19 protein-coding genes are annotated in these 20,091 nt (G+C 55.3%); 14 read left to right on the forward strand and 5 right to left on the reverse strand.

The annotated features are described in order from the left end of the window. Positions 1-43: 43 nt before the first annotated feature. The 4 genes from ACYSMN_RS09800 to ACYSMN_RS09815 all read right to left on the reverse strand — a co-directional run bounded on the left by ACYSMN_RS09800 (position 44) and on the right by ACYSMN_RS09815 (position 4,830). Positions 44-616, reverse strand: coding sequence for a hypothetical protein (locus ACYSMN_RS09800; protein ID WP_488923691.1), 573 nt, complete (start codon positions 614-616; stop codon positions 44-46). Between the two features lie 89 nt (positions 617-705). Beyond that, on the reverse strand, positions 706-1,920 hold the full coding sequence (locus tag ACYSMN_RS09805; RefSeq protein WP_488923692.1) for a PQQ-binding-like beta-propeller repeat protein: 1,215 nt from the start codon (positions 1,918-1,920) through the stop codon (positions 706-708). 26 nt (positions 1,921-1,946) lie between these two features. Further along, positions 1,947-4,337, reverse strand: a complete 2,391-nt coding sequence (locus tag ACYSMN_RS09810) for a TonB-dependent receptor (protein ID WP_488923693.1) — start codon at positions 4,335-4,337, stop codon at positions 1,947-1,949. 151 nt (positions 4,338-4,488) lie between these two features. Further along, positions 4,489-4,830 carry a hypothetical protein gene (locus ACYSMN_RS09815; protein WP_488923694.1) on the reverse strand — a complete coding sequence of 114 codons (342 nt, stop codon included), beginning with the start codon at positions 4,828-4,830 and terminating at the stop codon, positions 4,489-4,491. A 273-nt stretch (positions 4,831-5,103) separates the two neighbouring features. Here ACYSMN_RS09815 and ACYSMN_RS09820 point away from each other — a divergent pair, with 273 nt between their 5' ends. The 4 genes from ACYSMN_RS09820 to ACYSMN_RS09835 all read left to right on the forward strand — a co-directional run bounded on the left by ACYSMN_RS09820 (position 5,104) and on the right by ACYSMN_RS09835 (position 9,050). Continuing rightward, on the forward strand, positions 5,104-5,271 hold the full coding sequence (locus ACYSMN_RS09820; RefSeq protein ID WP_488923695.1) for a hypothetical protein: 168 nt from the start codon (positions 5,104-5,106) through the stop codon (positions 5,269-5,271). Between the two features lie 177 nt (positions 5,272-5,448). Beyond that, positions 5,449-5,883: a hypothetical protein gene (locus ACYSMN_RS09825; RefSeq protein ID WP_488923696.1), complete on the forward strand. Its 435-nt coding sequence runs from the start codon at positions 5,449-5,451 to the stop codon at positions 5,881-5,883. A 149-nt stretch (positions 5,884-6,032) separates the two neighbouring features. Continuing rightward, on the forward strand, positions 6,033-7,865 hold the full coding sequence (gene htpG, locus ACYSMN_RS09830; RefSeq protein WP_488923697.1) for a molecular chaperone HtpG: 1,833 nt from the start codon (positions 6,033-6,035) through the stop codon (positions 7,863-7,865). 216 nt (positions 7,866-8,081) lie between these two features. Then, on the forward strand, positions 8,082-9,050 hold the full coding sequence (locus ACYSMN_RS09835; RefSeq protein WP_488923698.1) for a toxin-antitoxin system YwqK family antitoxin: 969 nt from the start codon (positions 8,082-8,084) through the stop codon (positions 9,048-9,050). Between the two features lie 113 nt (positions 9,051-9,163). Here ACYSMN_RS09835 and ACYSMN_RS09840 read toward each other — a convergent pair whose 3' ends face one another. Then, complete coding sequence (locus ACYSMN_RS09840; protein ID WP_488923699.1) at positions 9,164-9,523, reverse strand: YraN family protein; 360 nt, start codon at positions 9,521-9,523, stop codon at positions 9,164-9,166. Positions 9,524-9,694: 171 nt separating this feature from the next. Here ACYSMN_RS09840 and lipB point away from each other — a divergent pair, with 171 nt between their 5' ends. From lipB to porN, 10 genes are all read left to right on the forward strand, one after another. Further along, positions 9,695-10,546: a lipoyl(octanoyl) transferase LipB gene (gene lipB / locus ACYSMN_RS09845; RefSeq protein ID WP_488923700.1), complete on the forward strand. Its 852-nt coding sequence runs from the start codon at positions 9,695-9,697 to the stop codon at positions 10,544-10,546. Next, the gene (locus ACYSMN_RS09850) at positions 10,543-10,959 is read left to right on the forward strand and encodes a hypothetical protein (RefSeq protein WP_488923701.1); all 417 of its coding nucleotides are present in this window, start codon (positions 10,543-10,545) and stop codon (positions 10,957-10,959) included. The genes lipB and ACYSMN_RS09850 overlap by 4 nt, the downstream gene beginning before the upstream one ends. 59 nt (positions 10,960-11,018) lie before the next feature. Continuing rightward, positions 11,019-12,086: an MraY family glycosyltransferase gene (locus tag ACYSMN_RS09855; RefSeq protein ID WP_488923702.1), complete on the forward strand. Its 1,068-nt coding sequence runs from the start codon at positions 11,019-11,021 to the stop codon at positions 12,084-12,086. 69 nt (positions 12,087-12,155) lie between these two features. Next, positions 12,156-13,292 (forward strand): DUF4271 domain-containing protein, encoded by a 1,137-nt coding sequence (locus ACYSMN_RS09860; protein WP_488923703.1) that lies wholly within the window; start codon positions 12,156-12,158, stop codon positions 13,290-13,292. A 74-nt stretch (positions 13,293-13,366) separates the two neighbouring features. Continuing rightward, on the forward strand, positions 13,367-14,197 hold the full coding sequence (locus ACYSMN_RS09865; protein ID WP_488923704.1) for a uroporphyrinogen-III synthase: 831 nt from the start codon (positions 13,367-13,369) through the stop codon (positions 14,195-14,197). Positions 14,198-14,339: 142 nt separating this feature from the next. Beyond that, complete coding sequence (locus ACYSMN_RS09870; protein WP_488923705.1) at positions 14,340-15,356, forward strand: PorP/SprF family type IX secretion system membrane protein; 1,017 nt, start codon at positions 14,340-14,342, stop codon at positions 15,354-15,356. 235 nt (positions 15,357-15,591) lie between these two features. Continuing rightward, the gene (gene porK / locus ACYSMN_RS09875; protein ID WP_488923706.1) at positions 15,592-16,611 is read left to right on the forward strand and encodes a T9SS ring complex lipoprotein PorK/GldK; all 1,020 of its coding nucleotides are present in this window, start codon (positions 15,592-15,594) and stop codon (positions 16,609-16,611) included. A 96-nt stretch (positions 16,612-16,707) separates the two neighbouring features. Then, entirely contained in the window at positions 16,708-17,514 is an 807-nt protein-coding gene (gene porL, locus ACYSMN_RS09880; RefSeq protein ID WP_488923707.1) for a type IX secretion system motor protein PorL/GldL, read from the forward strand. A gap of 59 nt (positions 17,515-17,573) precedes the next feature. Then, complete coding sequence (gene porM, locus ACYSMN_RS09885) at positions 17,574-19,160, forward strand: type IX secretion system motor protein PorM/GldM (protein ID WP_488923708.1); 1,587 nt, start codon at positions 17,574-17,576, stop codon at positions 19,158-19,160. Between the two features lie 45 nt (positions 19,161-19,205). Continuing rightward, the gene (porN, locus tag ACYSMN_RS09890) at positions 19,206-20,084 is read left to right on the forward strand and encodes a type IX secretion system ring subunit PorN/GldN (protein WP_488923709.1); all 879 of its coding nucleotides are present in this window, start codon (positions 19,206-19,208) and stop codon (positions 20,082-20,084) included. Positions 20,085-20,091 lie beyond the last annotated feature (7 nt).

Consider the following 20,091-nt stretch of genomic DNA (forward strand, 5'->3'; position numbering starts at 1 on the left):
TTTCCTCTCACCTGTGACCAGTCGCCTCTGCACCTGTCACTCCTCACCTCACCTCAGTTGGGAAATTCACTTCCACGTCGGTGTCGCCGGGGGTAGGGGTGCCGTCTTTGGTGCCCGGCTGATGGCGTAGCGTTACCCTTATTGTTTTGATGTCGTTGGTCACGCTTGGATTCGTTGTTACGACGCGTGTTTCGAGGCCCAGCTCCAGGTTACGGGAGTCTTTGTCGGTCCGCGTGATGGTAAGGTTCAGCGTGGGGCTAGGAGTGAAGACGAACAGGTGGTCATTCGCCTCATTTCTGATTTCGTTGGAAATGTCCTCTGCTGGCGTTTTCGTCTCGTCGCGCAAGGTTAGGCGGCCTGTGTAGGTGGTGTTAGCAGCCAGGTTCAGCGTGGCTGGCGTAAAAGTGGGAGCTGCGCCCCCGTCGCCGTCCAGGTCTTTATAAATGATGGAAACCGGGGTGCCGCCGCTGCTTGGCGTGAGCGTGTACGTCACGGTCGTGATTTGCTCGTTGTCTTCGTCGGGTTTGGGGTCGTCATCGTCGTTGCTGCAAGCGCTGAACAGCGGAGCGGCCACTAACAGGGCCAGCAAGGATTTGATGAGCAGGGTGTTTTTCATGATAAAAGGAAAGGAGTAAGTGGAAAATTTGGTTTGGCTTAGTCAGGTTGAGGAAAAGCACCGACAAGGACTAGCAGCGGCAGAAGAGCTTAGTCTTCCTCTTCTTTGTCGGCATCGGCGCCAATGAAGGCCAGCCGTAGCGGAGCGCCCGCCACCGTGAAGGTTTCTTTGTCGGTCAGATCGTTCTTGTTCAGCATGTGCACCTTACCCTGGGGCGCGTTGGTCACGTACACGTAGCGGCGGCTGGCTGCCAGGTAGGGCGTGGCGGCTGGTGTGTCGAGTAGGCCGCTGAGCGAGCGGCTGGCTTTGCGCGCACCCGTGGCCGCGTCGAATACAGTCAGCGTACCGTCTTCTTCGAGCACCAATAGGTTCTCGCCTTCCTGGTCCAGCGCCACGCGCGTCAGCTTAGTAGCGGTACCGAGTTGGGTCATAGTATTGGCGGCCACATCGATGCGAAACACGCCGTAGTTGTTGCGAGAGCCGAAAAAGGCACGAGCTTTTGGGGCGTAATAGATGGTTGAGAGCCAGTTGCTACCAGAACCGGCGGGGTAGGGAATGAGGCGCTGCTCGCCGGTTTGCTTCACCACCAGCACGCCACTGGCCGAGCCAAACAAGGCCTGCTGCCCGTCGCCGGCGTCGCCGTGGATGCCTTGCGTAGACACACTTGGGGCGGCTACCACGGCGCCTTGGGCATTCACAATCTTCACCTGCTCCGGCAGGGAGCCCGATACCGTATTATTCTTGTGCGTTACGGCGTAGCTGCCGTTGTCGAACAAGATCATGGCTCCGTGGTGCGCAGCGCCCGTCACAACGTTGTTAGGGGCCGCCACGCGGTGCAGTTCGCCTTCTTCCACGTAGCTGATGGAAGCATTACCATCGTGGAAAATGCTCAGCTTGTTGTGCGAGGCATGCACGTGCGAGGGCGTAGGCGCTGTAGCCTTGGTAAGCCCCCACTTGGGTGTTCCCTTGATGTGTACATGGTCGCCGTGGCCTTCAATGCCGGTATCGAAGAATTCTACCAGACTGTTGGTTGAACTCACCACCGCGGCCCAGCGGCCCGTGGCCGAAGGGTACACGGCACTGCCACCATGCGTGGCTTGAAAAGCGGTCTGCTCGTTTTTAGCGGGGTTCAGCAGCGTGACCGTATTGTTGGTCTTGTCCGTAATGAGCAGTCGGGCAAACGCGCTTTCTGTTTCCGGCTTGCTGGGTTCGTCCTGGTCCTTGTCGCAGGAAATGAGGACGCCGCTGAACAGAACGGCTAGGAAAGAGTGGAAAAGCGTGGAGTAGTTAATTGCAAGCTTCATGGTCAAATGTTGAAATGAGTGCAGGATCAAAATTTTTGGGTGAGACGCAACGTCACGTTGCGGCCCATTTCGTCGGTGAAGTAGCGGTAGCGGTTGAGGTAGTCGCGGTAGCGCTGGTTGAGCAGATTAGTGCCCACCAGGCTTACGTCCAGCGGCTGCCGCCCCCAGCGCACCGTGCCGCCTAACTCCAGATTCAGCAAGCCGTAGCCAGCTGGCGGCGCCAGTAAGTCGCGGGCCTCGTAGTTATCGGGCACGCGGGTTTGGCGGGCTACAACCACGCCGCTCAGCTGGGTATAAACCCCGGCGAAACGGCTGGTGGCCCCCGTAACGGGCCAGTCGTGGCGGACAGACGCTTCGGCTCGGTCGGCCGGCATCAGAATCTGCCACTCGTCGGCGCGAGTGTCGCGGGTGCGCACTACAGAGCCTTTCAGGCCTAGCAGCCAGCGCGGAGCCAGTTGGTAGGAACCGCTCAGGTCGAGGCCCCGGAAAGTAGCATCGGTTTGTAGAAACTGCCAGCTGATGTGGCTGCCACGAATGGTCTGCACCAGCGGCAGCAAGGGCACTTGGTAGATAAAGCCGGTGATGCGGTTCTGATACACGGTCAGCTCGCCATTGAGCCGTGGGTTATTGTGCCAGGTTGCCGTCAGTCCCAGGTTCAGGGCCGTTTCGGGGGTGAGAGGCGAGTTGCCGGGCACAAGGTCGTTGCCCAGTTCGTACATGCCATTGTGCACGCCGTCGCTGTATCGCTCATTGGCGGCCGGTGCCCGGCGCGTTAGGCCACCGTTCAGGCTGAGCGTCAGGTGGGCCGATGGGTCGTAGGTAGCCCCTAGCGAAGCGGCAGGCGTGGTGTATTGGAAGCGGATTCGCTCCACGAAAAACGCGCCGGTCGTGTCCCGGTCGGCGCGGCGCACGGCCAGGTCGCGGCGGTCCAGGCGCAGCCCGGCTTCCAGCAGCCAGCGGCCCTGTTGCCATTTTTCAATGAGGAAGATCCCGCCTACTTGATTGGTGTAGAACGGAATGAACTGCCGGCTGCCATCGGCGTAGCGGTTGGCTTGGTAGGTGCCCGCCAGGCCAATACTGCCCGTGAAATGGTGCCACGGCGCGTGCTCCCACAGCAGCTCGCCGGTGCTGGTGCGGTTGGTATAGCTCAGCTCCGGCTTGTTGAGCGAGGCTCGGTTGTCGTTGCGGGGGCGAAATTTGTCGTACTCGTCGCGGTAGTCCACCTGCTGCGCCACGGTCAGTTGCAGGCGACCCGCGTTGCCGGTGCGCACGAAGGCCGTGAGCTTGCCCACGTCGTGGCGCACCTGCTGATAGGCCCGGTCGATGTCGTAGCTGAACCCAGTGGTTTCTAAAGGCCGCTCCCGGCCCACCGCCAGCAGCAAGTCGGCTTGGTTGCCGGCGTGGGCCGCGGGCAGAATGCCGATTCGAGTGTTGAATTGGCTGTAAAAGACGTCGAGGCCGTACGTGTCCTTATGCCAGCCTAGCGCCCCAGAAAAGTTGTGCTCCTCAAACCCGGAGTTTTTCAGGTAGTAGCCCGGTGCCCGCATAGTTCCCGCCTTCCGAAACGTGCCCTGCGCCCGCCAGCTCAATGCGGGTAGCTTCCGCAGGTTGCCCTCCAGCGTGCCCGAAGTAGCGCCGAGCCCGTTGTTGCTCATACCCACCACATTCAGCTCCCCGCCAACACCCGCCGAATCTCGCAGCGGCTTGGGCTCTACCAGCACCACGCCCCCAATGGCGTCGGAGCCATACCGTACGCTGGCCGCGCCTTTCACCACCGTTAGGCGGGAGGCAATGAAAGGGTCTATTTCCGGCCCGTGTTCCACGCCCCACTGCTGCCCTTCCTGCCGCACCCCATTGTTGAGGATGGTCACGCGGTTGGAATGCAGCCCATGAATCATGGGCTTGAAAATGCCCGGCCCGGTTTGAATGGCCGTTACGCCGCTAACGCGCTGTAGCGCCTCCCCTAATGCCTGGCCACGGGTCCGCTGCAATTCCTGCCCGCTCAGTACGGCCGTCGTTTGCGTGGTAGGCGCCGCTACTCGCTCGCCTCGTATCACGGCTCCGCGCAGCAGCACCGCGTCGGGGTGCAGCCGGAAGTCGCGCACTGCCGAGCCCGTCAGGCGCAGCTCGGTGGTTTCGGGAGCGTAGCCCACGAAACTGACCTGCACACGGTAAGTACCGGCGCACAATTGCAGGTGGTAATGGCCGTCGACGTCGGTTTGGGTGGCTTGCTGGGTTTCCAGCACGAGCACCGTCGCGCCGGGCAAGAAGGCCCGTGACTCATGGTCGGCCACGCGCCCGCTAAGAGTAAGCGAGCAAGCCGGTTGCGCCCACGTTGGCAGAGCCAGCCCGAATAGAGCCCAAAGCCACAGCCAACGCCACGCCGCTCCCGGAGCACCCGGAACACGGAAAGACATAGGAAAATATAACTAGCCGGTGGAGACTAAACCAGCCGCCATACTTGCCTCGCCCCAACAGTAACAGGGTAGGAGGGAAGCATTCCTGCTAACGCAGGGTGCTAGCTCTGGCAGGCAACGCCAGAGCCGCTACGGGCGGCCACGAAAAGGCTTAGCTCCGGTAGGGTGGGCCGCGCAGGTCGGCCGTGGGGCGCGTGGCCGACAGCCACACGGAAACTTCGGGCGTCGCCGTCGACGCCTGGTAAACGGCTACGAGGGCTGGCAATTCCAGCGGCGGTGCTGGCTGGAAGGGCACATCGTAGAAATGGTCGACGGCGCAGTGCTGGTGCTTTACGCTCAGTAACGCTTTACCCTTGAAGGCGCCTGCTTCCTGCGTGGGCTCCTCCGTGGTGTGCTGGTGCGCGTGCAAACTCAGTACCCACGCCTCTGGCAGCAGCACCCGCGTAAAGCAGAGCAGCAGCAAGAGAGCCAGCCGGGACCGAAGAGTTTGCATTTGCAACAATGTGTCGAACGAGGCAAATGTACACGAAAATTCAAAATGGGTGTCCAAAACCCAAAATCATATCCTTGAAGCTTCTACCTAATAACGAAAGCATAACTACGCGGCAATGCCTAGGACATATGCTAGGCAGACCTTTGCAGTGGTTTTTGACGCCTACTACTCACCTATGAAAACGCTGACTTCCCGTTTGCTACGCCGCGTTGCGGCAGTGCTTCGGCCTACTCTCAAACGCTCCAACACAGGTACTGCCGACGCATTGTTCGTATGAAGAGTGGCTCCTTCGATTACCGGATCAAGCAGTTTGGCTACCGTCGGCCCGCTACTATCTTTCGGGTGGCGCAGCAGGCCGAGCTGAACGCTTCGGCGCCGTCTGCGGTAAGGCCCATACCGCGGCTGCGGCCCGAATACATAAGCTGGACGGTAGCTGCCTAACTGTCTGACGTTCTGCCGAACGTGTTCATCGCTGCAAACTACGGAGCGACCGAAAAGGCCCTGTTACCCCATAACCCGACTCTATATTCGTATCACCTAAAGCTCCTCATTTTGCTGGGGCCTTAGGTTTTCATGCTCTATACTCTAAATTCCCTCTGCCTACAGCTTCAGCCCACCATGAGCCTACTCCGCTGGGAGTGGCGCGGTGCCCTGAGCCTGTCCTTTTTTCAGCAAGCTTTCGACGAATTGCTGACCTATAGTGTGCGGCACGACATTACGCACATGCTGGCCGATGTACGAAGTATGCCTCTCTTAGGCCATGATGAGCAAGCGTGGCTGAGTGAGGTGTGGTTGCCCCGGGCGCGTTGCCTCGAACTGGAAAGACTGGCTTTCATTCTGCCCGGCAGCCTCCACAACCAATTGGTAGTAGAAAATTTCGTGCAGGCGGCTCAACCGTATTTCAACGCCAAGGCGCAATTCTTCTCCGATGCTCCCTCCGCTCTTGATTGGCTGATGCGAAATTCCACGCAGGTTGGACACTTGGAGAAAGAATGGTTGGGCCGCAACTTCAGCAGCCAAACCAACCAGTTTATGGCTTGGTTGAATCACTGAATCGTGCTTGAAAGCAGCGCGGTTGCTGTCAGTTTGACAGCGGCCAAGAGCTGGAATAAGTTTTGAGTCGAGCCGCCGGACGATGTCTGCCTTTGTGGAGGTGGCAAATCGTCCGGCTTTTTACTGTTCACTCTCACTGCTAACGCGCTATGCAAGAAACCGGCAGCATCTCGATTCATACCGAGAATATCTTCCCCATCATCAAGAAATTCCTGTACTCCGACCACGAGATTTTCCTGCGTGAGTTGGTCAGCAATGCCGTGGATGCCACGCAGAAGCTGAAAAGCCTGGCGCAGCTAGGCGAGTACAAAGGCGAGCTGGGGGAGCTAAAGGTGAAGGTAAGCGTCGATAAAGAGGCGCGCACCATCACCATCTCCGATCGTGGCCTTGGCATGACGGCCGAGGAAATCAAGAAGTACATCAACCAGATTGCCTTCTCCGGCGCCACCGAGTTTGTGGAGAAGTACAAGGAGAAAGATGCCGCCGCCAAAGACCAGATAATCGGGCAGTTTGGTTTGGGCTTCTATTCGGCTTTCATGGTGGCGAAGCAGGTGGAAATCTTCTCCCGCAGCTACAAAGACGATACCGAAGCCGCCCACTGGACTTGCGACGGTAGCACCGAGTTCAGCCTCGAAACCACCGACAAGGCTGAGCGCGGCACCGACGTAGTGCTGCACGTAGCCGAAGACTCCGACGAGTTTCTGGAAGCAGCCCGCTTGCGGGGCATCCTCACCAAGTACTGCAAGTTCCTGCCCATCGAAATTGAGTTCGAAGACAAGGTCATCAACCAAACGGCGCCCATCTGGACCAAGCAGCCCGCCGAACTGACCGACGAGGACTACACCAACTTCTACCAGGAACTGTATCCGTTTTCGGAGCCCCCGCTGTTCTGGATTCATCTCAACGTCGACTATCCATTTAACCTGACCGGCATTCTCTACTTCCCGAAGGTGAAGGACGAGTTGCAGTTCCAGCGCAACAAGATCCAGCTCTATTCGCGTCAGGTGTTTATCACCGACGAAGTGAAGGACGTAGTGCCGGAGTTCCTCATGCTGCTGCACGGCGTCATCGACTCGCCCGACATTCCGCTCAACGTGTCGCGCAGCTTCTTGCAGGCTGATGCCAATGTGCGCAAAATCAACACCTACATCACCAAGAAAGTAGCCGACAAACTGGCCGAGCTTTACCGGAAAGACCGCACCGGCTTCGAGGAAAAATGGTCGGATATCGGCTTGTTCGTGAAGTATGGCATGTTGTCGGATGAAAAGTTCTACGACAAGGCCAAGGACTTCGCGCTGGTACGCAACGTAGTGGGCAAGGTCTTCACCCTGACCGAGTACCAGGAGTTCGTGCAGGCCAACCAGAAAGACAAGAGCGAGCAAACCGTGGTGCTCTACACCACCGACGCTGAGGCCCAGCACGCTTTCGTGCAGGCCGCCCAGGACCGGGGCTACGACGTGCTGGACTTGAACGGCCCGCTCGATTCGCACTTCATCGGTCAGCTGGAGCAGAAGCTGGAAAAAACCACCTTCAAGCGCGTTGATGCCGACACCATAGGCAAGCTAATCGAGAAGGAGGAAAGCACCGAGAGCGTACTCAGCGACGACGATAAGACCAAGCTGCAAGAGGTGTTCAAGCAAGCCATCAGCAACGAGCAAATGCACGTGCAGGTGGAAGCCCTTTCGCCGCAGGATGCCCCGGTTATTATCACGCTGCCCGAATTTATGCGTCGCATGAAGGATATGCAGCGCGCTGGCGGTGGCGGCGGCATGGCCATGTTTGGCAGCCTCCCCGACTCGTACACGGTCAGCATCAACGCCAACCACCCAGTGGCACAGCGCGTGCTGCAAGCCGACGCGGATGCCGGCCAGAAACTGGCCCGTCAAGCCTACGACCTGGCTTTGCTGGCCCAGAACATGCTGAAAGGCGAGGCCCTGACTGCCTTCGTAAAGCGCAGTGCTGATTTGCTGGTTGCCGAATAATTTTGAGTAAGCCCTAGAACGATGTCCCGCAAACCCTGATGGCTGTAGCCGTCAGGGTTTCGCGTTTTAAAGTGGGGCTAAGTGAGTTAATAACGGCTGAGCGGTGGGCATTTGCCATCTTTATGCACTCAGCTGGCTACTGTATTGCTTCCCTCTGGGCACCAAATCCCGCTATCTTTACGTTCGATGCTGCGAAAACTGCCTGTATTCCTGCCAATGCGCTTTCTCCGTCCGCATATTCTCCTGTTGCTGCTCCTGCTGGGCACCATTGGGGCCTGTTCCAAGAAAACAGTTTCCTTTAACAGCCGCCCCGATTCGACCGGGACGGCACTGGTAGCCGACACGCTCACCACGAGCCGGGATACGACCAAAGCGCCTTCGTTGGAAGCCAAAAAGCTGGGTCTGACCAAAGAGCAAGAGAAAGCTGCCAAAGACAAGGAAAAACTAGCGCAACGCCAGGCCAAGAAGAAAAAGAAAAACCTCTTCCTGGGCGAGCGAATTAAGAAGGGCTACGCCAAGTCGGGACCCAAGGGCAAAAAGCAGGTAATAGAAATATTCTACTATCTCAAAACGTTCCAACAGCCCAACGCTTATGCCACGGCAGTCTACTATCTGAACCCCAAGAAGCGTAAAATCTTCCGCGCCAACGCCGAGCTAAACCCTGGCACCGACAAAGTGCTGCACGGACCCTACAAGAAAATGCAGGGCGGCAAGGTGATTGAGACTGGCTACTTCGCGCTCGGCACCAAACACTTGCGCTGGGAAAAACTCACGCAAGACAACGTGCTGGTCAACAAGGTCCACTACGAAATGGGCTTCCCGCGCGACGCCAACGTTACGTACTACGACACGGAACGCAAGCACGTGAAAGAAGTGGTGCCTTACATCAACGGCAAACTCGAAGGCGACTACGCTCGCTACTACGAAAACGGCCAGCGCGACTGGGACGGAACCTTTGAGAACGGCAAAAAAGTGAGCGAGTGGACCAAATACTGGGGTTTTCGCAACCGCCGCCACTATGTATACGAGTACGGCGAATCGGGCTACGACCCAGAAGTAACCGAGCCGGTTCTCATAAAAGAGTACAACCGCAACGGGGTGCTCGTGTACGAGAAAGACAAGTTCGACCGTCGCGACGCCGTAACGGACCGGCCCGGTACCAAACGCCCCGGCAGCCGCAATTAGGTAGCAGGTCGTAAGTGACAGGTCATAGGTAATAGGCTTTCAGATAGAGAGCAATTCACTGTTTATCTGTCTCTACCTGTCTCACTACCAAATACTCACTACTAAATACTGACTCAGTAAAACGCATCCTCGAACTGCTCCACCCGGAAACCATCGGCTACCGGCGTCACGGCTAGAATATCGAACCGGATGTCGCCGGACCAATCTAGGTCTAGCTGTACCTGCTCGGCGGCCAATCGGAAAAGCTGCTTTTTACGCTCCGAAACGAAGGTTTCAGGATAGCCGAACTGGCTGGAAGAGCGGGCCTTTACTTCTACGAATAGCAGCAGCTCCTGCCCGCGTCGAGCAATCAGATCCACTTCGGCCCGGCCGTGCCGGTAGCCACGGTACAGCACTGCCAGGCCCTGCTGCATTAAGAAGGCTGCTGCGGCCTGCTCTCCGGCTTGGCCCAATTCGTGCGCCGTGTTTTGCATATAGCGAGATGGATGCTAAGGAGTATTCTGCGCTGACATAGTGCAGATTGGGTTTGGAGCTGAATCTAGTAACTTTGTACGTTTCCGCGGAGGTTCCTCGCCCCACAAGGCCTAAAACACCAGCGAATGAGCAACTGTGGAACGCCGTCCGTTGCTAAGCGTCCTACTGTCATGTCCTTATATTCCTCTTACCTAGCACCATCTCCCACCGCAACGGGCAGTGCTGCCAGCCCGGCCGCGCCCGAGCAAAACCGAGTGATTAAGGTCCAGGACTTGGGGTTGGCGTCTTACGAGCCTACCTGGGCCTACCAGGAGCAGCTACTGGCGAGCATACTAGCCCTGAAAACACAGAACCGCCAAGCCACTGAAGCTGGTCAGTTGCCGCAGCCTACGCCCAACTATCTACTGCTTTGCGAGCATCCGCCGGTGTACACGCTCGGTAAAAGCGGCAAACCCGAACATTTACTACTTGATGAGGCAGGTTTAGCCGCCCACGGTGCCACGTTTCACCGCATAAACCGCGGCGGCGACATCACTTACCACGGCCCCGGCCAGCTAGTCGGCTACCCCATCCTCGACCTCGATAATTTCTTCACCGACATTCACCGCTACTTGCGTCTGCTGGAAGAGGCCATTATCCTCACCCTGGCCGACTATGGCTTGCGGGCGGGCCGCATTGCGAGTCTCACCGGAGTTTGGCTCGACTTCGAGGAAGGCGCCGCCAACCCCCGCAAGATCTGTGCGATGGGTGTGAAGTGCAGCCGCTGGGTAACCATGCACGGCTTCGCGCTCAACGTCAACACGGACCTCTCGTATTTCGGCCACATCGTACCCTGCGGCATTACCGACAAGGCGGTGACCTCGCTGCAAGGAGAGCTGGGATGGGCCGTTCCGCTGGCCGAAGTGCAAGCCTACTTGCTTCCGCACCTAGCGCGTCTGTTTGGGGCCGAAATGATTTCCTTGTCCACTACAACCACGGAGCCGGCCGGCCTTTCCCCGTTCGCCGCACCTATTGCTGAATGAAAGAACACATCAACTTCGACCCGGTAGAAGGGGTTTCAGTGGCTATAGTGCCTGATGAAGGAGACTTGCTGCAAGATGGGCAACCTGCTTGGATGGTGTACCTGATCAACCATAATGATTATGCGCTCGACAACGTCATCGTGAATTCCAATGGCTACGGCACACAGCCCGATGGCGAGCAGGTTCGGACTTCCACATTGCGACACGTTTTTGCGGAAGTTGCGCCTCGTACGGCCGTTGCCGTCGAGCCCATCGACCCGGGATTGTTCCATCTCAACAACCAGTATTGGGTGAGCTACTACCGCGGCCCGCAGATTTTCGATAAGAAATTCATCTTCGTGCCCGATTCCATCGTATCCGCCAACCTGATCCATATTGCCCTGCTCAGCCGTGAAGGCGTGTTGCACGGATAATACTTCTCGCAGCCGCTACTGCCTCAGTACTGACTGCCTTCTTTCAAGCCGCCCCCTACATGACTCCCCTCGGAATTCAGTTGAGCTTGTCCTTTCTTTGGGCATTTCTGGTGGCACTGTTCGCGGTGCCTTCCATCATCTACATTGCTCACCTGAAAAATATGCTCGATACGCCCAACGTGCGTACCGTGCACGAATCACTCACGCCTCGGCTCGGCGGCGTGGCCGTATTTGCGGGCTTCATGTCGGCACTTACCATCTTTGCCGATCTTGGCAACGGTATTCAGCAGCTCCTAGCGGGCTGTATCGTGCTGTTTTTTGTGGGGCTGAAAGATGACTTAGTGACGATTTCAGTGTCCAAGAAATTCGTGGGCCAGCTGCTGGCTACGGGCATCGTCATGATTATGGCCGATGTGCGCCTGACCAGCTTCCAGGGCATCCTCGGCATTCACGAATTGCCCATCGGTATCAGCTACGCCTTCACCTTCTTCGTGATTGTGGGCATCACCAACGCCATCAATCTCATCGATGGCTTGGATGGTTTGGCTGGCACTATTGTGCTGCTTATTGCCAGCACCTTCGGTTATTATTTCGTGCGCTACGGCGGCTCCGGCTACGGCAACTACGTCTTTGTCTCGGTGTGCCTGCTTGGCGGGCTGCTAGGTTTTCTGCGGTACAATTTTCACCGAGCCACCATTTTTATGGGTGATACTGGTTCGTTGGTTTGTGGGTTTATCGTGTCCGTACTCACCATTCAGTTCATTGAAATGGGTCTGAAAGTAGGGGAACCGTTCGGCTCCTCGGCACCTTCCGTTGCCGTCGGCATCTTGTTTGTGCCGCTCTTCGACACGTTGCGCGTATTCATTGTGCGCATGATGGCCGGCCGCTCACCCTTCTCCCCCGACAAGAACCACATTCACCACCGGATTCTGGCTATGGGTTTCCAGCAGATTAGCACCGTAATGTTGCTGGCGCTACTCAACATCGTCGTTATTCTGTTCGTCATCAACTTCGCCGCCCTCGGCAACACGATTCTAATTGCCGCTTTGACTGGTTTCTCGGTATTGCTGAGCATATTTTTGGGAGTGTATCGTAGCCGCAGCACCGCCCAGCGCGTGGCATCCTAAAAAAGGAATAGTATGAGTAGGCAGCACAAAAGCAGATGGGCTACGTGGCGACAACCGCTGCTCTGGCTGGTGCTGCTACTATTAGCCTGGCAAACGCGCGCCGCCGAGTATCGTCCGCTGCCTCCCGCTCCCCATAGCGGCCTGTCCACCGATTGGCTTATCCACGACGAGGAGCGGAACCGGCTGGTACTGTACCTGCCCGACTACCACACCCCGGCTCACGCATACTATCAGTGGCTGACACTGCAGCCCCAAACGCCGTTCATGGTTTCGTTTGCGGCCCGTAGCGGACAGAGCTTATTCTTGGATAACCGGTTGGTATTCACTGCCGCGGCCACCTCGTCGTACACCCTGAATCTAGCGGCTCTCCTGCCGCCCGGCTCCGTGCCGGGAGCGCACTTGCTCTGCGTCTGGCACCCCCAAGTAGCCCCCGATCTTAGCTCCTTCACTGACGTCCGCTCGGCTCCCCCAACCACTGCTAAGTCGTCTTCGGTGCGCCGGCTGCTAGCCCAGCCACTCGCCCGCAGCCACCCCGGCGAAAATGTATTCCTGCTGTTTCTGCTGCTGATTGGCTTACTCTACGGTGGTATCCGGGCCACTTATCAGCCGGGGTTCGCGCGCATCTACCAATTTGAGAACGTGTGGAGCAAATCGGCTTCCGAACAGGATTTCCTAGTGAAACCAACCGTTACGTGGCTGAATATTCTATTGGTATTGGTTTTTTCACTCTCTTTTGCCTTGCTGCTGGTTGCCATTCACACCAACGTTCAGCACATCCTCATCCTGCAGCGCCTATTCGATGTGCCCGAGTCTGCCTTGGTTCCTCGCATCTTACTCTACACTGGTTTAGTAGCCGGCTTCGTGCTCGGCAAATACCTGTTCTTGGAGTTGATGGGCTACATTTTTGACGTGGGTGAGGTGGTGTTGGTACAGTATCGGGAGTTCATCAGAACCATCTTGTTTCTGGGCCTCTGCTTACCACTAGTCATGCTGCTTTACCTGGGGCTGAATCAAACGCTACCGGAAACAGTGCTGTGGGTTTCCAACGGGGTGGTTTCCTTGCTGTTGATTGGTACAGTAATGCGCGTAGCACGAACTATTCATCGTAAGGCATCCCTACTAAATCTACATTTGTTTTCCTACCTTTGCGCCACAGAAGTGATTCCGCTGGTCATTTTGCTTAAGCTCATCGTTTTCACGTACTAAGCAGCGGCCTACGGGTCCTGAATGGGCTCTTGCACCACTTACTTATTGACCTAGACTTACCTTTTTCTTCTTATATGGCCGAGAGCACAGACAAACCGGGGACGGGCCGTCACGCCAAGCGAATCTCCAGCATTCTTGTCACCCAGCCTAAGCCCACAAACGACGTTTCTCCCTACTTTTCTATTGCCGAGAAATACGGCATCAAAGTAGACTTTCGAGAATTCATCGATGTTCAGCCGGTTTCCTACAAGGATTTCCGCAAGGAGAAGGTCAATATTCTGGAGCACACGGCCGTTATCTTCACTAGCCGTAATGCCGTAGACCATTTCTTCCGCGTCTGCCAAGAAGCAAAGCTCGAAATGCCAGCGGAAATGAAGTATTTCTGCATTTCCGAGCAAACCGCCAACTATCTGCAGAAGTACATCGTACTGCGCAAGCGTAAGCTGTTCGTAGGGCAGCGTACCGCCGCCGACCTTTTTGATGTCATCAAAAAGCACAAGAGCGAGAAGTTTCTGTACCCCTGCTCCGACATTCGCAAGGATGATATTCCGGAGTTCATGCGGGCCAACAACTTCAAGTTCACGGAGGCTGTCATCTACCGCACTGTTGCCAGCGACTTGTCAGACCTATCCGATGTGAAGTATGACTGCATTGCCTTCTTCAGCCCCTCCGGGATTAGTTCTTTGTTCATCAATTTTCCTGATTTCGAGCAAAACGGCACGCGGATTGCGGCCTTTGGTCCTACCACCGCAAAGGCTGTTATCGATGCTGGCTTGGAACTAGATATCGAAGCGCCCCACCCCAATGCTCCGTCCATGACGGGGGCTATTGAGGCCTATATTCGGCACCACCACGGACCAGATGTAGGAAAAGAAAAAAGCAAGAACGGAAAGCAAAGCGCCTGATGATCTGAAGCGGGGAGGTAGGTAGTCTGCTTCCCCGTTTGTTTTTTTGGTAGGATTTGTTGCACAGTGTTTTTTCCATACATTTGAAAATGCCTTACACTGTTGTTGCCTGCTTGCAATAAACATAAGATCAGCTCTTTATATGAAAGCGACTTTACTTTCAACGCTCTTATTGTCGGCTATTTCAACCGCAGCCTTTGCTCAGCAACAGCCACAGTTCACCCACTATGGTTTCAATGGAATGTACCTCAATCCAGGGTACGCGGGCATTAAGGAGCAGGGAGAAATAACAGCAATAGGTCGTTATCAATACTTCAATTATGGGGCTAGCTTCGATGAAGGTGGTGAGCCCCAGACGTTCATGCTAACTGGTTCTATACCAGTTCGTGTGTTGGGTGGCGGTGTTGGGTTCCACGTCTACCGCGACCAAATCGCACAGGCGAAGATGACAAATGCGCAAATTTCCTACTCCAAGCATATTCAACTAGGCGAAGGCAAACTTGGGATTGGTATTCAGGGCATCTACACTCACTTGTCGAAAGGCACTTACCGGTCTATAGACCCCAACGACCCAAGCGTACCTTTCAATGGTACCGATAATAAGATTGATGCTGGAGCAGGCGTGTGGTACGAGTCGCCAACTCTTTACGCTGGCCTGAGCGTAAATAATTTGTTACGCTCCAAGTACACGCTGCAAAGCGCTATCACTAACGACGCGGGTCAGGTTATCGGCTACACCAATTCCTCACAATACGTGAGTGAAAATCACTCGTATCTTACCGTTGGCTACAATATTGAGGCTTCGTCCTCCGTTGTCGTTACTCCTTCGGTACTAGTGAAAATGGTGATGCCGGGCGAGTTTGGGGACGATGGAAAATTCACTTTCAAAAACAATTCGTACGAGGCCAATGTTCGCGCCACCTTCAACGACAAATACTGGGGTGGAATAGGCTACCGTTACGATGAGTCATTTACGGGTATGGCGGGTCTCTCCTTAGCCAAAGACAATGCGTTGCGCATAGGGTACGCTTTCGACTTTGTTGCATTCAACCAAGACGCGCGTGCACTAAGCTCGCACGAGATTATGCTCTCCTACCGCCTGCCGAAGCCGAACGTGACCACACGGCCGGCAATTCGTACACCACGTTACAGTTTCTAGATTTTTTAGCTGTAGTGGGTCATATTGACGCCCTGATTACGTGGAGAAAGGATTTCCAGCCCGCCCGCACTAACTCTTTGCCTTTCATCGTTTAACTGGCATTATTGTCAGTTCATAGACAAACGAAAGGCATTGAGCGATAGGCTTGCGCACGAACGTAAGTTTCGTTAGATTTGCCGGCTCACAAAATTGTAATCTTCGGGTATCGCCGCCTAACAGTCTTTTTCTTCTTCACATGAACAAGTTTCTCTTATTGCCTCTCGTCGCCTTTTCGGCACTGCTTCTGGGGGGCTGTGGCTTTGGCAAAGGACCGCAAGGTGACCTGGTTGGAGCAGAGGACCGTCCCGAGTTTAATCCTCAGGAAGTTCCTTACGGCATGGTACCCTGTCCCGGTGGCACGTTCCACATGGGCCAAACGGATCAGGATATCTCGGCATCTATGGTGAACATGAACAAGCAGGTAACTATTGCCGGCTTCTACATGGATGAGACGGAAATCACCAACAACGAGTACCGTCAGTTTATGAATGCTATTCGCCAGGACTCTATTGATGTACTGGGCGAAGAATATGTCATGACGGAGCTGTACCCCGACACTACCGTGTGGGTGCGGGACTTCACCTACCACATGGGTGACCCGCTGATGGAGTACTACTATACCCACCCTGCGTTCGACGACTACCCCGTGGTTGGTGTCGACTGGTTTGCGGCCAAATATTTCTGTACCTGGCGCACCAAGCATAAGAATGGCGCCAACGAAGAAGCTGGTCTTGCTCCTACGCCAAACTTCCGTCTGCCTTCGGAAGCCGAGTGGGAATACGCCGCCCGCGGTGGTCGTGACTTAGCTACCTATCCTTGGGGTGGTCCTTACCTGCGTAATTCCAAAGGCTGCATGCTGGCCAACTTCAAGCCGGGCCGCGGCGACTACGCTTCCGATGGCTACGCTTACACCTCGCCCGTAGGCGCGTTCTTCCCCAACGACTTTGGCCTGTACGATATGTCGGGCAACGTGGCCGAGTGGTGTGACGATGCTTACATGGAGGCTTCGGTGCCGGTAGTGTGGGATATGAACCCCACCAACCCCGACGACAATGAGCCCCGCAAAGTAGTGCGTGGTGGTTCCTGGAAAGACATTGCCTACTTCCTCGAAACGGGCACCCGCAACTTTGAATACCAGGATTCTTCGCGTTCCTTCATTGGTTTCCGCACCGCCATGATTCAGATTGGCATGGGCACCAACAACAGTCTCAACTAATCTTTTCCTGCCACTGCTTACCGCAGAACGTTCTCCCCTTCCAACTTTCTCGCTTTCATTCAATCACCAACCTCTTCTTTCCAACAATCAACTCACATGGCAGCTAAAGGCGGTAACTTCCTGTATGATGTGGTGATGCCCAAGATCTATGGCATCGGGGCCGCAGTCGTAATCATCGGGGCTTTGTTTAAAATCCAGCACTGGAAATTTGCTGATATTATGCTAATTGTCGGTCTCGGTACCGAAGCAGTTATCTTTTTCCTGAGCGCATTCCAACCTCAGTCCAAGGAGCACGATTGGTCACTGGTATACCCAGAATTGGCAGAAGGCTACGACCCTTCAACGAACAGCAACAAGTTTGTAGAGGAAAACAACAGCAAAGGCCTGACGCGCAAGCTGGACGATATGCTGAAGGATGCTAACGTAACACCAGAAGCAATTTCCACTCTAGGTCAGGGCTTGAACCGTCTGACGGCTACCACGCAGCAGCTTTCTAACATGAGCGAAGCTACCAGCGCTACGGATGAGTACACGGCTAAAGTGCGTAGCGCGGCTACTTCTTTGGAGCGCATCAACGAGGCCTATGCCAACACGGCTCAAGCTATGAGCGCCATGTCGGATGCTACGCAAGACGCTAAAGAATATCACGTACAGGTGCAGAACGTAACCAAGAACCTTGGTGCTCTGAACGCTGTGTACGAAATGGAATTGCAGGATGCCAACACGCACCTGAAGTCTATGAACCAGTTCTACGGTACGTTGAGCCAGGCCATGCAGAACATGACCGATGCCAGCAAAGACACTGAGAAGTTCAAGGATGAGGTAGCTGCTCTGACTGGCAATCTGCACTCACTGAACCGCGTGTACGGCAACATGCTGAACGCGATGCGCGCTACCAGCTAAGCTGAGTAGCTACGCAGCAGAATTTCGGTCCCACCCTTATAATAATATAGGTAGACACAATGGCGGGAGGAAAAGAAACTCCGCGGCAGAAGATGATTGGCATGATGTACTTGGTACTGACTGCTCTTCTAGCCCTACAAGTAAACTCAGCAATTCTTCTCAAGTTCAAGTTTCTCGATGACAGCCTTTTCGGCATCAACGAAAAGGTGTCTAAAGACCACGACGGGACCATCAAGGGCATTGCGGCCCAGGTGGAGAAGAACCGGAATGCAGCTAAGGATGTCGCCATCCTGAGGCAAAGCGAGGAAGTACGTGCACGCACCAAGCAGACGATCGACTATCTGCGCGGAGTTCGGGACAAGCTCGTAGCTGCTACGGAAAACACCAAAGGCAAAAACGAGTACAAGAACATGAGCGCCGAAGACAAGGTGGCCATTACTATGCTCGGCGGTAAGCGCGATGGTGCCGCGTACGAGATGAAGAATAAGCTGAATGAATACTCTACGTACATTCAGAAGATTATTCCAAATGCTACGGCGCTTGCCCTAGACGCGAAAGATGACCCAATGGTGACGGACCCAGATCAGCGAGCCAAGAACTTCGCTGAGTTGAACTTCGAGAACACGCCGTTGGTAGCTGCTCTAGCAACTTTATCGCAGAAGGAAACGGAAGTGTTGAAGTACGAATCCGATGCTTTGTCTAAACTCTCGCAAGAGGTAGGTGGCAACATCATCGTATTCGATAAGGTTGGTGCTTTCGCTAGCGCCGAGTCGAACACAGTAGCTGCTGGCACTAAATATAAAGCTGAGCTTTTCCTGACGGCTTCGGCTACGGGCTTGCGCCCGACGATGACCCTGAATGGCTCGCCCTTGTCCGTTGATCCGGCTACCGGCAAAGGCAAGGTGGAGTTCACGGCGCGCCCTGGTTCGTTCGATGCGGCTGGCAATGCCAAAGCGCAGTGGACGGGTACTATTCGCTTCAAGCAGAACGGTCGCGACACCACGTTTAAAGTTGCGGTGCCGTACACCATAACTAGGCCGGTAATGCAGATCCAATCGGCTTCGGTGCAAGCCTTGTACTTCAAGTGCGGCAATAAGCTGAGCGTACAAGTGCCTGCTTTAGGTGCCCAGTACGATCCTAGCTTCTCGGCTGCCGGTGCTGCTACTATCAAAGGTTCGGCTAAAGGCGAAGTAACGCTGGTGCCTAACTCGAAAGAAGTGACCTTGAGCGTAAGCAGCGGTGGTAACCCCATTGGCTCGCAGGTCTTCCAGGTTCGCCCCATTCCTAAGCCCGAGATTAAGTGCATCGTAGGGGGCCGCGAGGCCAACGAAAAGCAAGGCACGCCTATTACGGCAGTGCGTAACATGAGCCTGAAAGCCGTGCCGGACGCCGGCTTCGCCACCTTCCTGCCTGATGACGCTCGCTATCGTGTAACCCGCTACGAAGTAACGCTGGTGCGCGGCAAGCGCCCGGCCATGCCTGCCATTCCCGTGAGCGGCCCTGATGTTAACCTGAACAGCGTTGTAAACTCGGCTCGTGAAGGCGACCGTCTTTACATCGAAGTGAAAGAAGTTCAGCGCATGAACTTCCAGGGCAATACCGAGCAGGTGAACGTGTCGAAGCAGTTCAACGTGCCGTTGTTGTAAGTTTCAGTTGATGAACTAAAAGCGTTCCATTCGCTTTTCCGCATTATGAACAAGGTTCTTTCTTTCGCTGCTCTGGCAGCCGCCCTCACGCTGTCGGTGGCCGCTTCGGCCCAGGAACAAGCTACTACCGCGAGCAGTAATGGCTCGTATCGTCCGATTCCTAATTCGGATATTATGTTCCGCAAAACCATTTGGCGGGCCATTGATCTGCGCGAAAAGCAGAACAAGCCAATGTTTTCGGAAGGCAAAGAAATCAGCCGCGTTATCATTGATGCGGTGAAACGCGGAGAGCTTGTCGCGTACCGCAATGATTCGTTGACCTCAACCTTCACGGGTTCCGAAGTGACGGCTAACATGTCGTACGCGGAGTCCAGTGCAGGGCTGAGCGATGAAGAGAGAGCCGCTGGTTTCACGGAAGAGACGACAGACGATTGGGGTGCGCCAGCTAAAAAAGGCAAAGGCGCGGCAAAAGCTCCCGCCAAGCCTGCTGCTCCGCCTAGCTACGAGTACCGCTACAAGGACTTGTATCAGATGGAATTGAAAGAGGATATGATCTTCGACAAGAAACGGTCGCGGATGTATCATGACATCAAAACGCTAACACTGCTGGTTCCTTCTACGCTAAGCTCCAACGTTGCGGGCATTGAAAAGCCGATAGGTACGTTCAAGTACAACGATTTGGTGAAAGTGTTCCGTAACAATCCAGACAAAGCTATCTGGTTCAACTCGCAGAACGACGCGCAGCATAAGAACCTGGCCGATGCCTTCGAATTGTGGCTGTTCAACTCCTACATCGTGAAAGTGTCCAACCCGAATGATGCCCGCCTCGATGAAATCTACGGCGGCCAGCAGCAAGGCATTCTCGCTTCGCAGCAAGCCGCTTCGGACTTGATTGAGTATGAGTATAATTTGTGGTCCTTCTAGGATCACG

This window comes from Hymenobacter sp. M1-2 (assembly GCF_057808495.1).